The organism is Actinokineospora sp. PR83, assembly GCF_021056305.1.
Classification (GTDB): domain Bacteria; phylum Actinomycetota; class Actinomycetes; order Mycobacteriales; family Pseudonocardiaceae; genus Actinokineospora; species Actinokineospora spheciospongiae.
This window is the reverse complement of sequence record NZ_JAJCXD010000016.1, coordinates 33629-46953: the sequence shown is the minus strand read 5'-3', so window position 1 is coordinate 46953 and position 13325 is coordinate 33629. Positions and strand designations below refer to the sequence as shown.

Sequence of the window (13325 nt, the reverse complement as noted above, 5' to 3'; positions counted from 1 at the left end):
GGTCGCTCAGTCGAGCAGCTGGGCCGCGGCTTTCAGCGACACGGGCCAAGGGTAGTCAGCGGGCAACGCCGCGACCGCCTTGCGCAGCTCGCTCGCGGCGAACGCCGCCCGGCAGGCGCAGCGCAGGGCGTGCAGCTCCGCCCTGCGGTCCTCGGGCAGGTTGCCGGTGGCCAGCAGGGCGTCGAGGCGCCCGGTGAACCCGGCGGCGAGCGCGTCCAGCCCGGCCAGCGGCCGCTGGGGGACGAGGAACGCGCCCAGCGAACGCAGCACGACGGGCTGGTCGGGGTGGTCGGCCGGGAGCGCGCGCACGGCGGACAGCAGGGCTTGCGCGCCGAACTCGCAGTCGGCGCCGTCCTCGGTGGGGTCCGCGCGGTGCCGCAGGCACAGTGCGGTGGCGTAGACGAAGTGGGCCAGGGCGGTGTCCTCGTCGGACAGGTCGGGGTCGTCGCTCTCCAGCACCTCGCCTGCCAGGGCGATCGCGGTGTCGACGGTCTCCACGTCGGGCGCCTCCGAGTCCGGCAGCAGGAGCCGGGCAGCGGTGTCCCAGGCGCTGTGGCCGTTGCGCTCCAGGGACAGCAACTCCACCAGGGAACGCAGCAGGTCGCTCTGCGTGGGCTGCGGCGGGGCGGCGACCGCGACCTGCTCGCGCGGTGCGTCGACGTGCCCCGCGGTGTCCTCCTCGATGATGACCACCGGCACCTCCGCGCGCGGCACGTCGAGAATCCCCGCCCCCGGCTCCAGCGCGGTGCGCATCCACCCGAAGACCCCCGCGCCACCGGCGTTGAACCGCCTCTGCAGGGTGGCGAGCCGAGTGAACAGGCCCTGCATCGAGGACAGGTCCATGGGCCTGGTGCCCAGGCCGAGCATGGTCTTCATCAGGTCGCACATCTGCAACATCAGGTCCGCCATGTCGGCGACGTCGGTCGACACCCCGGGGGTCTCACCCACGGTCCGCAGGAGCTGTTCGGCCCGGCCGAGGTCCGGCACCGCCGCCGGTGCGCGCCTGCCCGCCATCATGTCGATCGGCGACAGGGAGACCATGCCCATCAGCCGGTCCTGCATGCCTGCGACCAGCAGCATCGCCAGCAGCACGCGCAGCACCGACAGGTAAGAGGCAGCGAACTTCCCGTGCGCGAGGGCCTCCTCCATCAGCGCGACGGCCCTCGACCGGTCATCGCCGCTTCGGACCTGCATCTCGCGGAGACTGAGCATGAATCCCAGGAGGGCCGCGACCTGCGGGCGCTGCGGGTCGCCGTCGCGGTGGTGTCCGTAGACCTCGTCGGTGCACCGGATCGCCTCGTCGAGGTCGGCCCGTGCCGAGGGCGACTCCAGCGGTGTGGTCGTCACGCGGTGGAACAGCTTCTGCGCCAGGCTGCTCAGCGGCTCCACCCTGGCCGGGCCGGTGAGGCCCGCCAGCCGGGCGCGCAACTCGTCGATGGTCTCGGTGCTCTGGGGCATCCGGTTGTCTCTCCTCCGGTCGAGGTGGTCAGTGGCCGCCGTGGACGAATCCAGCCCACCCGACGACGCCTGCGTGCTCACGGTCGCCGACGAGTTCGCGCAGGTGGGCGGGCAGGCTGTCCGGCAGGGGCGTGTCCGGGTGGAGCATGTGGAGCTGGGCGGTGCGCAACGCCTGCCACGGCGGCAGCTTCTCCGCGCGCAGGTAGTGGTGGAACAGGTACATCAGCATCGAGGTGGCACCGTCCGGGACCGCCCACTGCGTGGAGAGGACCGTGCGGGCACCGCCTGCCAGGAAGGCCGTGCCGAGGCTGTACGCCTCGTCGTAGCCGTGGATGGACCGACCGGTGTGGCAGGCGGCCATGACCACCAGGCCGATCCGCCGGTCCGGGGTGCTGTGCAGCAGGCGCACGATCTCGTCCGCGGCCAGCTCCCCCGGGGTGCCCGCGGCGTCGGGTGCCAGCAGCAGGCACGCCTTCGCCGACTGCTCGTCGGAGGTGAACTGGCCGTGGCAGGCCAGGTGCAGCACCGCGCCCGCGTGCGGCCCGTCGGCGGTCAACCAGGCCCGCACCTGCTCGGCGGTGCCCGCTCCCGACGGGCTCACCGAGCCGTTCGGGCGGCGGCCCACGTACTTCGCCGAGCGCAGGAACGCCCGGTGGACCTCGAACGCCTCCAAGCGCGCGGCGGGCAGGTCCTGCGCGGGGCCCTGCGTGTGCGGGTCCCCGACGACCAGACCGGTCGAGGTCAGCCGCACCGGGGGCCGTGCGGCGTTGACGCAGAACTCGCGCGCCGACACCGCCTGGGAGAAGGCGGCCAGTTCCACGGCGTAGGTGCCCTCGCGGTTGCGCGCGGCCTGCCAGGGGATGGCCGCCAGCTCCGCCATCGGGATGAGCACGATCCGCGGCACCCGGCCGCGCTCCCGCGCACCCCGGGCGAAGTAGCGGTCCAGGAGCGGGCCGATGGCCACCCGCCAGGCCCACTCGCACAAGTCGTCCAGGCGGTCGGCGAAGGGGGCCCGCGCGGCCGGGGCCAGCTCCCGGGACAGGTGCGACAGGGCGGCCAGGTACCCCTCGACCCCGGCCTCCTGGCGCACGCTCAGGTGGGTCAGCGGGAGGTAGGCCATCGGCCCCTCGCGCGGCACCACCAGGGCCATCCCGGGCTGTTGCTGGTCGGCGGGCACGAGGTAGACGAGGGCGTCGGCGTCCACGGTGCCCAGCGCGGCCCGGATGTCCGCCGGGGACGGCAGCCTGAGCAGCCGGCCGATCCCCCCCTCGGCGGCCACCAGCACCTCGATGGCCTCGGCGCGCAGCCCCGGCGTCGTCGGCCCCTCCGCCTCCCACCTGCGGGCCAGGTCGTCGCGGCCTGCCGCCCGCAGCCTGGGCGCGAGGTCGAGCACTTCGACCTCGGCGAAGAGCATCAGGCCGCGACCGGTGTCCAGTGCCTCCAGCACACCGGTGTAGTCCCCGGCCAGCACGCGGTGGCGGGCGAAGTCCATGCCCAGTGCGGCGGCCTCGCGCAGGCTGGTCCGGGCGGTCGCCGGATCGGACTCCATCAGGGCCTGGTGGGCGAACCGGAACATGGCCTCCGAACCGGCAGCGCCCGACCCGTGCTGGTCGCCCACCCGCCGCTTGACCTGCGCCAGCAGGCTGTTGACGTCGGTCCACAGCGGGTGCGCCGAACCACCGCGCCCGCGCAGGTCGCCGACGAGGTCCTCGAGCACCCGCTGTACGGTGTCGAGTCCTTCGGTGGTGCCGAGGACCTCCGCCCGCCGCCACAGGTAGATGGCGAGGGCGTTGCGGGCGATGTCCTGCATGGGACCGGGCTCAGCGGCTGCTTCCCTGGTCAGCTCCACGGCGCGGTCGATGCGGTCGAGGTCGGTCTCCAAGCCTGCGTCCATCAGGACGTAACTGGCGGCGAGCTTGCCCGAGACCCCCGTGTCACCGCCCGCGTACGTCCGAATGATTTCGTCGGTGGACAATCCACCCGATCCGGGTTCGGGGTCGGTCAGCAGCCGCAGCAGCGGCTCACCCTCCGTAGGCACCGAGAAGGCGGCCGGGTTCACGCCCGCCGCGACCGCGGAGTCGCGCATCCGGTCGAGCAGGTCCGGCACCACACCGAAGTCTTTGGTCTGCTGAGCCCGCAAAAACTCCCGCATCGCGGCACTCAGATCCCGCAGGGGCCCGGACGCAGGCGCATCGCCCAAGCTGTCGGCCATCTGCCCCATCAGCCCGGTCAGGCCGATCATGCTGCTCCAGTCATCGCGCTGGAAGGCGGTGCTGAGCTGCACCCCCATGCGGGCGGTCTCGATCGCGGCCAGGGTCGGCGGGAAGTCCGGGTGCCGGGTCGCCAGCTCGTCCAACTCGGCGGTGGCCGAGGCGGCGGTGATCGCCCGCTCCTGCACCTCGACCGTCAACTGGAAGGCGCGGGCCGCATCCCGTGCCCGCGGCCAGGCGAGCAGGTGCGGAGGGGCGGTGTCCACCATGTCCAGCAGTGCGCCGAGGTCGCCCATGACCGCCATCGGTGGTGCGCCGCCACCGCGGGTCAGCAGTGTCACCATCGTGGCCGCGAACTCCCCGCGCCGGGGGTGTCCGGGCGGCAACTCGCCCAGGTCGGAGAGGAAGGACGACACGTCGTGCGGCTCCACCGCGCCCGCGGCCACCCCGTCGAGCACCTTCCGGCACCGTCTGACGACCCCCGGGACGTCGACTTCCTGCTCCACCGCCACCTCCTCGACCGTGTCCTGCTCTTTCCTGACGGACGGGCGGCTCCTCAGTGGGCGGTCAGGGCCGCGAGGATGCGGTCCACCGCCGCGGGCTCGGTGGACCACGGCTCGTCGTCGAACACCGACGACACCACGTCCACCACGACGGCTTCGGGCTCCTCTCCCCCGGCGATCCGACTGCCGATCGCCGCCACCGCGACGGCCGCCCGCTCCACCAGCGGGTCGGGCTCCTCCTGGCGGAAGACCGGTTCCAAGAGGTCCGCGCCGTTCTCCGACGAGGAGCGCGGCAGCGGGACCGGCAGTTGCCGCTTGTGCCCCAGTGGCCGCTCCACGTAGTCCGCGTACCACTTGGGCCGCACGCGCATGGCCGACAGCACCAGTTCGGTCTCGCGCGCGATCACCCGGTGGGCGGTCGCGGGGTCGGCGCCGCAGGCCACCCGGCGCTCGACCCACTGCTCGGTGGGCCAGATCCCCGGGCCCAGGGCGGTGTCGGTGCCGACGAAGTCCAGCACGTCAACGGCGAGCGCCAGCAGCGCGGGGTCGTCGCCCAGTTCGGCGGCCAGCCAGCGGGGAACCCTGGGGCGTTGCAGGGCGCCGCGCTCGCTGCGCCTGCGGCGGTAGCCGTCGACAGTGGCGTGGGTCAGGCGGCTGCGGAGCCAGCCCTCCAGGGAGGTGATGGGGACGCGGGCGTTGCGGAACACGTCGTCGACGACGGCGTCCATGTCGTCGTGGAACCGGTCCAGGCACTGGTCGTCGAGGTGGCGGACCGCGGTGGCGCAGCGGTAGTGGCCGCGCTTGAGCTCCAGCTTCCTGGTGAGGTTCCAGAACACGATCGGCTGGGCGATCTCGAAGACCGAGGCCCGCAGGCTCCGGCGGGCGTTCCCTCGGGCCTCGGCCGCGCGGTCGGCCAGTTCTCCCCGGCTCGCCAGCTGCCGGACCTGCTCGGGAGTGGTGCGGAAGAAGTCGTCATCAGTCATGGGGAGGCTCCTGCACGTCAGGATTGCTTCGGTGAACCCGAAGCTAGGAGCCGTTTTCTGCGCTTTCGATGGACCGACCGGGAAATGATGACAACCGACTACCCCGGTACGGCGGTGGACCGCCTCGGTGCCGTGGAATGGACCGGTGTGCGACCGGACCGGTTCAGGGCCGCCAGGTGACATCGGTGACCCGGAGCCCGAGACCCCTCATCGACCGGTCGAGGTCGCGCAGGGCTCCCACGCGGGGTGTGCCGATGATCCAGGGGTCGCCGCCGCGCACCTCCACCTGGAGCGGTCCCCGCTCGGGTGCGTGGTCGACGAGGTCGGCGTAGCGGCGCCTGCCCAGGTCGGACCTGGGGGTCATCCGCTGGTTCGCCGAGCCCCGCCACACCAGGTCGGTCGGCTCGGTGACGTCGAACCGGCCGAAGACCACGACGTCGGCGTGGACGACCGCGTCCCAGTGGGACCGGTCCAGCTCGGCCTCGTCGTAACCGGTGTAGACGAGGAAGTCGAGCTCCCGGTCCGCGCCTCGGCGGACCTCGTCCGCGGCGGTGAGGAAGGCGGCCAGACCTTCCGGCTGCTGCAACGGCTCCCCACCGCTCACCGTCAACCCGTCGGCACCGCGCTCGACCGCGGACCGCCACAGCTCGACCAGGTCCCCGACCGGCACCTCGGTACCGCCCTCGGCGGGCCACGTGTCCCGCGACATGCACCCCTTGCAGGCCAGGGTGCAGCCCTGCACCCACACGACCAGCCGATTCCCCGGCCCCAGGGCGTGGACGGGGTAGTGCGTCCGGCTGATCCGCAACCGCGCGCTCATGTGACGCCCTCCCGGCGCAGCAGGACCAGCCGGTGTTCGACGGCCTCGGTGAACGTCGGGTCGCCCATCGTGGCGGACAGGGCGTCGAAGTAGGCGTGCTCCGCCGCGCGGTAGGCGGAACGAATGGCCTCGATCAGGGTCTCGGGTTGGCGGTCGCCGTTCTCCGGGATGACCGCGGCGAAGTCCGCGAAGCCCGGGTCCAGCCGCAGGGTCGTGGCCTGCAACCGCGCGTCCAGTTCCTCGAACCGCTCCCTGCCCTGGGCGTACGCCTCCTGGAACGGGTGCCTGCGGGCCAAGCCGATCATGAACGAGACGGACCCGCCGACCAGCAGCCCGGCGATGAACACCAGCACCAGCGTGGTGCCGGTGATGTCCAGGGACGACAGGCGGACGCGGTCGACGCCGACGACGGCAGCCGCGACCATGCCCAGGAAGACCGCCATCGTGGCCCACGCGACGGCCAGGACCACCGCAGCGGGCTTGAGCGCTCGGTCGCTGCCGGTGGCCCGGCCCGAGCGCAGCATGAGCGCGGTGACGTGCGGTCCCAGCACCATCAGCACCGCCGACGACAGCCCCAGCGCCCAGGTCGCCACCGGGGGCAGGGTGCCGCTCAGGAAGTGGTGGAAGACCAGGAAGTGCAGCGGGCCGAGCACGGCGACCAGCCCGGCGAGGATGAGCGCGCGCCACGGGAGTCCGAGTGCGGTGGTCTCCCCCTCCCAGACCGGGTCGTCGGCGGGCACCTCCTCGGTGGGCTGTTCGCCCTCGGCGGCGGGCGGCCGGTCCAGGTCGGGTTCCCGCAGCCACGCCTCCCGTCCCGCCAGCAGGCCCATCATCCGTTGCGCGGCCGCCATCCGCTGCCGCGCCTCCTCCCGCCGCTCCCGCAGCGGCGCGGTCTGCTGCACCACCGCGAGGTGGCGGTCCCGCGCCGACGCGACCGCGGCCGCGCAGCGCAGGCGCAGGACGTTCACGTAGTCCTCCCTGCCCGCTTCGGCGTCCTGGGCGGCGGCGAAGGGGTCGGTGAACGACCACCCGTCGCGCACGTGCCCGCGGGCGTCCGCCTCCCCGCGCGCCCTCGCCTCGGCGATCAGCACCGCGGCCGGGGTGCGCGGCTCCTCGATGGGGACGGGCAGCCGCGGCTCGGGCTCGGCGACCGGCCCGCGGCGTCCGGGCACCCACGCCCGGAGCGGGCTCTGCGGGGGATGGGTCACAGCGTGCACTCCTGGTCAGCGCTCGTAGAGGGTGATCGAGCCCTCGGCGTCGCGGGCGAACCTGACCCGGTCGCCCGAGGCCAGGCGCCTGCTCAGCGCGGGCTGGATCTCGACGTCGTTCAGGAAGGTCCCGTTCGGGGTGGCGAGCGGCTCGACCCAGGCCGACCCGTCGGGGTCGACCCGCACGACCGCGTGGGCGCGGGAGACGTTCGGGTGGTCGCGGAAGACGCGCTGGTGGGCGCCCGACCTGCCGAGTTCGACGCGGTCGCCCTCCGACAGCTCGACCTCACCACGGGCGAACCTCATGTGCAGGGCGGGCGGGGTCAGCGCACGACCGCAGACCGCGTTCGCGCACCGCGTGTTGCCCGCGGCGGCCTCCCGCCCGCAGTGCCAGCACACGTCACGGCTCCACGCCTGCCGCCGCTCGGTGCCCGGGCCGGGCACCCCCGCGCGATCGGGCACCCGGTTGGGCGTCGGGTCGGGCGCGGACGGCACCTGCACCTCGACGGTCGCCTCCACCAGGGGGCACAGGTGCTCGGGGCACAGGGAGACCTCGTCGCCGAAGACCTCGGAGCTGTCCTCGGAGCAGACCCGGCTCACCGGGCACCGCCCGACGTGGTTCGCGCGGTCAGGGTGGGACCCCGGTCCCCGTCGCCGGGCTGGAACCCGAGGACCTCGACCAGGTCGCCCTGCCCGGCGTTCACGTCGAACAGTTCCCTGGCCAACGGGTTCACCAGGTTGCTCTCCAGCAGGTTGCCGACGCCGCGACCGCCGTTCTCCAGGTCCGAGGAGCACAACCGGGCCAGGTGCGCGTGCGCCGCGGGCACCAGTTCCAGCCGGACGCCCAGCTCGGCGCGCACCTTGGTGATCACGTTGCGCAGTTGCAGCTCGAAGATCCGAACGGCGACCGCCGGGCTGATGTAGTCGAAGACGACGATGTTGTCGCCGAACCGGTTGAGCAGCTCGGGGCGCTTGAGCTCGGTGGTGAAGTGGTGCCGGATCTCGTTGCGGACGCTGCGCTCCAGCTCCGGGTACGGGGTGCCGGGCTCGACCAGGCGGTAGGTGGTGCGGGTCTCCGGGTCGGTCTTCATGATGCCCAGGTTGGAGGTGAACACCAGCACGCACTCGGAGAAGTAGGTGGTCACGCCCTGGCCATCGGTGAGCCTGCCGTCTTCGAGGATTTGCAGGAACTTGTCCAGCACCAGCGGGTGCGCCTTCTCGATCTCGTCGAACAGCACCACCTGGAACGGCCTGCGGCGCACCGCACCGGTCAGCTCACCACCCGCCTCGAAGCCCACGTAGCCGGGGGGTGCGCCGATGAGCCGGTCGGCGGCCTGCTCGGCGGCGAACTCGCTCATGTCGAACCGCAGGTAGGCCTGGGCGTCGCCGAAGAGCAGCTCGGCGACCTGCTTGGCCAGCTCGGTCTTGCCGACACCGGTGGGACCCGCGAAGAACAGCACACCGCGCGGCCGGTGCCCGGAGGTGCTCGCCTGGGCACCGGACAGGCCCAAGGCCGCGCGCTTGAGGATGTCCAGGGTCTTCCCGACCGCGCGGTCCTGCCCCAGGACCCGTTCCGCGATGACCTCCTGGCCCCTGGTGATCTGCTCGCGGACGCTGGTCCGCCGCCACAGGTTGTCGTCGATGCCGAGCTTGAAGATTCTGGTCGCGTCGGCGATGCGGTCCGCACCCAGCCCGCGGTCCACAGCCAGCCTGGTGATCTTGAGCATGGAGGCGAGCGTCATCCCCTCGGTGAGGCCCGCGAACTCGTCCTCGGGCGGGACCCGCCCCGGTCCCGGTCCTGCCTCCGGCAGCACCGGGATCAGCAACCGGGCCATGGCCTGGCGGTCGTCGAGGGTGGGCATGGGGGCGGCCACCGTGCGGATGGCCTCGATCCCGGCGGTGAACCAGACCGGCAGGTCCCGCTCCCCCTCCACCAGCCAGATGACCGGGTTGTGCAGGGCTCGCGGCCGTTCCGGGTACTCGTACCGGGGAGCGGTGAGCGCGAGCTTCTGGAAGAACAGGAACAGGTCGCGCTCGGCCTGGTCGAGCTGGGTGGGCGAGCGGACCAGCCGGGAGGCGTGGTCGACGACGAAGGCCACCCTGGCCGCGGGCCGGCAGGCCGCCGCGGCCCGCGCCCCCGCCGCGGGGCGGGCGCTGTCGGTTTCCGGGGGTGGCTGCTCGGCCGCCCCCACCACCTTGGCCAGGTGCGCGCGGAGCCGTTCCGGGGACGGGCGCCTGCCCACCACGTTGTTGCCCAGCACCTGCTCCACGGCCCGGCACGCCTCGTTCGTGGCCGGGTGGACACCGAGGCCGGACACGGTGTCGTAGGTGACGAGCGCGTCGAACCCGACCGGGCGCAACACGTGCCACAGCAGCCGGATCACCGGCATGACCTGCACCGCGCCGCCGTCGCCGACCAGGAAGGAGTCGCGGATGTTGCCGTGCAGCACGTACTGCGAGTGCACGGCGAGCGTGCCCGCGATCTCGCCCGCGAAGGCCGGGACCCCTCGCTGCGGAGCGGGTCCGGTGCTCATCGGCCGTCCTTGCGCCGGTACAGCGGGGCCGCGAGGGCGGCCTCGGTCCCCGTGGCCTGGTCGGACACCTGCGGCGCTGTCTCGGCGAGCCGCACCCGCACCCCGGCGGCGGCGGCCGCGTCCGCCACGGCCCGCATGCTCGCGTTCGCGGCGGCGCAGCGCTCCTCGCCGATCAGTTCCTCGCCGTCGCCCACGGGCGCGCGGGTGGCTTCGAGGTGGTGCTCGATGACGTTGCCGTCCCGCACCCTGACGACCGTGGAGTGCTCGTCGCCCCACTCGGGGTGGGCCAGGCGCAGCCCGGTGAACTCCTCGCCCTCGAACGTCTCCAGCACCTCGTGGCCCCCCTCGGTCAGGCACTTGCGGACCAGGTCGCGCACGAACGCGCGCCCGGCGACGTCCTCGGCCCACGCCATCAGGCGGGTGCCCTCGGCAGCCAGTTCGGGGGTCAGCTCCCGGGTGCCCGCGACCACTTCGCGCAGGGCCTCGGCCGTGCCGCGCAGCGGGGCGGGCGGGTCGGTGTCGGCGACGACCTCGGCGAGCGGGCCGTCCTCCAGTGCGGACACCCAGGTGGCGGCCAGCCTGCGCCGCCGGACGCCGGGGTTGACCTTGTCCACGACCTTCGACCGCAGGCTGCTGAGGTACATGGACTGCTCGCCGCGACCCGGGATGGCGGCAGCCTGGGCCAGCACCTCGTCGCGTTCCCGCGCGGTCGCGTCCGGGTCGAGCAGGCCGATCACCTCGATGATCGACGAGGCGGCGACCGCGGCGGGGCGCCTGGTGTGCCGGTCGGCCGCGGCGCGGCGGTGGCGGTCCAGTTCGGCCGACAGGTCGGTGCCCGCCAGGCTGGTCTTCCCGGTGGCGGCGACCAGCAGCGGCGGCGCGGCCGCGTCCAACTGCCTGTTCAACCGGGCGATCTCAAGCTCCACCTCGGACACCCAGCGCACCGCGCGGCCCGGGTCGACCTCAGCGGAGAGCGCGAGCGGGCGCGGGATGGGCAGCGCGACCCCGGCCGCCCCGGCGCGTTCGCGGACCAGGCGCAGCCGGGCGTTGACCGCCACGACGTCGGCCACCGCGCGCCTGCGCCACTGCCCGGCCTCCTGCGCCGCCTCGATCGCGGCGATGTCGGCCTCCAGGCGGGCACCGGACTCGCCGATCGCGCGGACCGCGCCCTCGGCGGCGGAGTTGACCGCCCTGGCCACCAGCACGGCCCCGGCTGTCACCGCGAGCGCTCCCGCCACCACTGCTCCGGCCGCGACGATCGGGAGACCGGCGGGTGCGATGACCAACGTTCCAGAACTCATGGCTACCTCCTCAACGGGTAGGTGACGGACGGTCCTCGCGGGGGCGCGCCAGGATCTCCCGCTCGTGGCGGTCCTGCGCCCGCCACGCCAGGTGCCGCTGGACCGCCCACGGGAGCAGGAGGAACGCGACCAGGAACGGGGCGGCGACGGGTGCGAAGACGGTGAGGACGGCCAGCGCGGTCAGCGCGGCCAGGAAGGCGGGACCGGCGATCCGGCGGGCGGTGATGCTCCTCGCCAGCCTGCCCAGCACCACCCGGCCCGCGCCGAGCAGGGAGTACGCCGGGTGGAACCGGCCACCGCTGTCCCAGGCCAGCACGCCCTCCGACACCAGCCCGAGCAGCAGCGCGGCCACCACACCCACCCAGGCGTCGACGACCTGGGCGTCGGAGGCCGCGTCGACGACGTCGCCGAACCCGACCAGGGCGAACAGGACGGCGGCGACCGCGGCGACCCCGGCGGCGGCGTGGCTGAGCGCCTGGGGGCGGTTCTGCCTGCGGGACCAGTCGCGCAGGCGCTCGGTGCGGCGCAACCAGTCCTCGTGCGCCCGCCGGGCCCGCTCCTCGTCGGCGAGCCGCGCCGATTCCACTTCCGCGTGGGGGGTGAGGGCCATGGCCACCCAGTGGTTGTCCGGATCGGCGACGAGCGCGGAGAACCAGCCAAGGCCGAAGGCGCGGGCCCGCTCGTCGAGCCCGCGCCGGATCTCCCGCCTGGTCTCGGTGGTGGCCGTGGCGGCGAGCAGCGCCAGGGACAGCGCCCGCCCCCGTTCCTCGCGCAGGAAGTCCTCGGCGGCCCGCCGCGCGTCGGTGTCCTCGACGGCGCCCACGCGCGCCGGCAGCCGCTCCCGCTCCCGCTGCCACCGGGTGCGGACCTCGACGAGCCCGAGCCCGCTCGTCAGGTCCGCGGTCGCACCACCGGTGCTGAGCAGCTCGAACAGGTTGTGGTCCCACAGCTCGGTGACGACCTCCGCGCTCGGGATGGTCCCCTCGTACCCCTCCCGCGCCAGTTCCACGAGGCGGCCGGGCGTGATGTTCCACCTGCGGTACCAGGGCGGGAACGTCGGGTCCGTCATCCGGATGAGGTGCAGCAGGCGCACGTCGGCGGGAGCGCGGCGCGGCGGTGGTGGGATGCGGATCCCGTTGTCGGGGAAGGTCTCCAGCCACGCGAGCAGCCGGTCCCGCGGTTCGCGGTCATCCCCGCACAGCACGGCGAGGGACAGCCCCCAGTCCTTGATCAGGTCCGCGGCGAGTTCGCGCCGGTCCCAGTGGTCACGTCCGGCGAAGGCGTAGGACCGCGTCGCCCGGGGGGTTTGCGCGGTCGGGACCGCCGTGCTGACCTCGGGGCGTTCGCCGCGCAACCAAGCGGTCACCTCCTCGGCGCCCCAGCGCGCTTCCACGTCGATCGTCAGCAGGCCGTCGCACAGCAGCCGGAGGGCGTCGTCGGCGACCGCGCCGGTGTCCAGGGGGCGGGAGATGATCCGGGACCGGATGATGTGTGCCTCGTCGATGCCGGGGAACAACGCCTGCCCCGTGGCGAGTTCCAGCACGCAGACGCCCAGGGACCACCAGTCGAACGCCGGGCGCACCTGGCCGACGACGAACTCCGGTGGGGTGTAGGGCAGGGTGCCGACCCGGGGGTTGTCGGCGTAGACCTCGCCCGCGGGCACGGACACGGCGATGCCGAAGTCGGCGATCGCGACCGTCAGCGGCTCCTGCTCGCCGACCAGGAGGTTGGCGGGCTTGACGTCGCGGTGCACCACGCCCGCCCGGTGCACCGCGACCAGACCGGCCGCGAGCTGGCGGACCACCTCGGTGAGGACGTCCGGTGCGATCCCGGAGGGGTGCCGGTCGCGCATGTCCAGCAGGTTGCCGCCGGTCAGGTGGGGCATGACCTCGTAGAACCGGTCGTCGTCCACCCCGGTCTCCTCGTGGCCGACGACGTGCTCCGGGCACTCCCGCCGCAGGAATTCGACGACCCGGTCGTCCGGGCGCCAGCCGGGCCGGTGGACCTTGAGCACCCGCTGCGCGTCGTCCGAGCGCCGGACCACGTGGTACACGTCGCCCTGGTTGCCGGACCCGGTGATGTCGAGCACCACCTTGAACCGCTCGGCGAGCCGGGGCGGCAGGCCCCGCGACGGGCTGTGCGGCCGGGTGCGACCGGGCTCGACCTCGGTCGGCGCGCCGCGGTCCAGCGGGACGCGGCCGGGGTCCAGTTCCGTCGGCGGGCCACCCGGCCCCGCCGCCGGGCCCCGCCCCGGGTCGAATACCGTGGGCGGGGCACCGTCCGGTGTGGTCACCCCAGCACCACCCCG

The 13325-nt window shown here is 73.7% G+C and carries 9 protein-coding genes; all 9 read right to left on the bottom strand.

Annotation, left to right across the window (positions count from 1 at the left end; genetic code table 11):
• Positions 1–6: 6 nt before the first annotated feature.
• Positions 7–1458 (bottom strand): hypothetical protein, encoded by a 1452-nt coding sequence (locus tag L6E12_RS05390; RefSeq protein WP_236226763.1) that lies wholly within the window; start codon positions 1456–1458, stop codon positions 7–9.
• Positions 1459–1486: 28 nt separating this feature from the next.
• Positions 1487–4174 (bottom strand): CHAT domain-containing protein, encoded by a 2688-nt coding sequence (locus L6E12_RS35285; RefSeq protein ID WP_308074184.1) that lies wholly within the window; start codon positions 4172–4174, stop codon positions 1487–1489.
• Between the two features lie 50 nt (positions 4175–4224).
• Complete coding sequence (locus tag L6E12_RS05380) at positions 4225–5154, bottom strand: hypothetical protein (protein WP_236226762.1); 930 nt, start codon at positions 5152–5154, stop codon at positions 4225–4227.
• Between the two features lie 163 nt (positions 5155–5317).
• Positions 5318–5974, bottom strand: coding sequence for a 4Fe-4S single cluster domain-containing protein (locus L6E12_RS05375; protein ID WP_236226761.1), 657 nt, complete (start codon positions 5972–5974; stop codon positions 5318–5320).
• Positions 5971–7182: a hypothetical protein gene (locus L6E12_RS05370; RefSeq protein ID WP_236226760.1), complete on the bottom strand. Its 1212-nt coding sequence runs from the start codon at positions 7180–7182 to the stop codon at positions 5971–5973. Before L6E12_RS05370 ends, L6E12_RS05375 begins: the two co-directional genes overlap by 4 nt.
• Before the next feature lie 15 nt (positions 7183–7197).
• On the bottom strand, positions 7198–7782 hold the full coding sequence (locus tag L6E12_RS35280) for an FHA domain-containing protein (protein WP_236226759.1): 585 nt from the start codon (positions 7780–7782) through the stop codon (positions 7198–7200).
• Positions 7779–9716, bottom strand: coding sequence for an AAA family ATPase (locus tag L6E12_RS05360; protein ID WP_236226758.1), 1938 nt, complete (start codon positions 9714–9716; stop codon positions 7779–7781). Before L6E12_RS05360 ends, L6E12_RS35280 begins: the two co-directional genes overlap by 4 nt.
• Positions 9713–11017 (bottom strand): hypothetical protein, encoded by a 1305-nt coding sequence (locus tag L6E12_RS05355; protein ID WP_236226757.1) that lies wholly within the window; start codon positions 11015–11017, stop codon positions 9713–9715. Before L6E12_RS05355 ends, L6E12_RS05360 begins: the two co-directional genes overlap by 4 nt.
• A 10-nt stretch (positions 11018–11027) precedes the next feature.
• The gene (locus tag L6E12_RS05350) at positions 11028–13310 is read right to left on the bottom strand and encodes a protein kinase (protein WP_236226756.1); all 2283 of its coding nucleotides are present in this window, start codon (positions 13308–13310) and stop codon (positions 11028–11030) included.
• Positions 13311–13325 lie beyond the last annotated feature (15 nt).

Bases quoted from the DNA above. Each gene is read 5' to 3' on its own strand.
- L6E12_RS05390 (WP_236226763.1), bottom strand. From the start codon at position 1,458: ATGCCCCAGAGCACCGAGACCATCGACGAGTTGCGCGCCCGGCTGGCG.
- L6E12_RS05380 (WP_236226762.1), bottom strand. From the start codon at position 5,154: ATGACTGATGACGACTTCTTCCGCACCACTCCCGAGCAGGTCCGGCAG.
- L6E12_RS05375 (WP_236226761.1), bottom strand. From the start codon at position 5,974: ATGAGCGCGCGGTTGCGGATCAGCCGGACGCACTACCCCGTCCACGCC.
- L6E12_RS05360 (WP_236226758.1), bottom strand. From the start codon at position 9,716: ATGAGCACCGGACCCGCTCCGCAGCGAGGGGTCCCGGCCTTCGCGGGC.
- L6E12_RS05355 (WP_236226757.1), bottom strand. From the start codon at position 11,017: ATGAGTTCTGGAACGTTGGTCATCGCACCCGCCGGTCTCCCGATCGTC.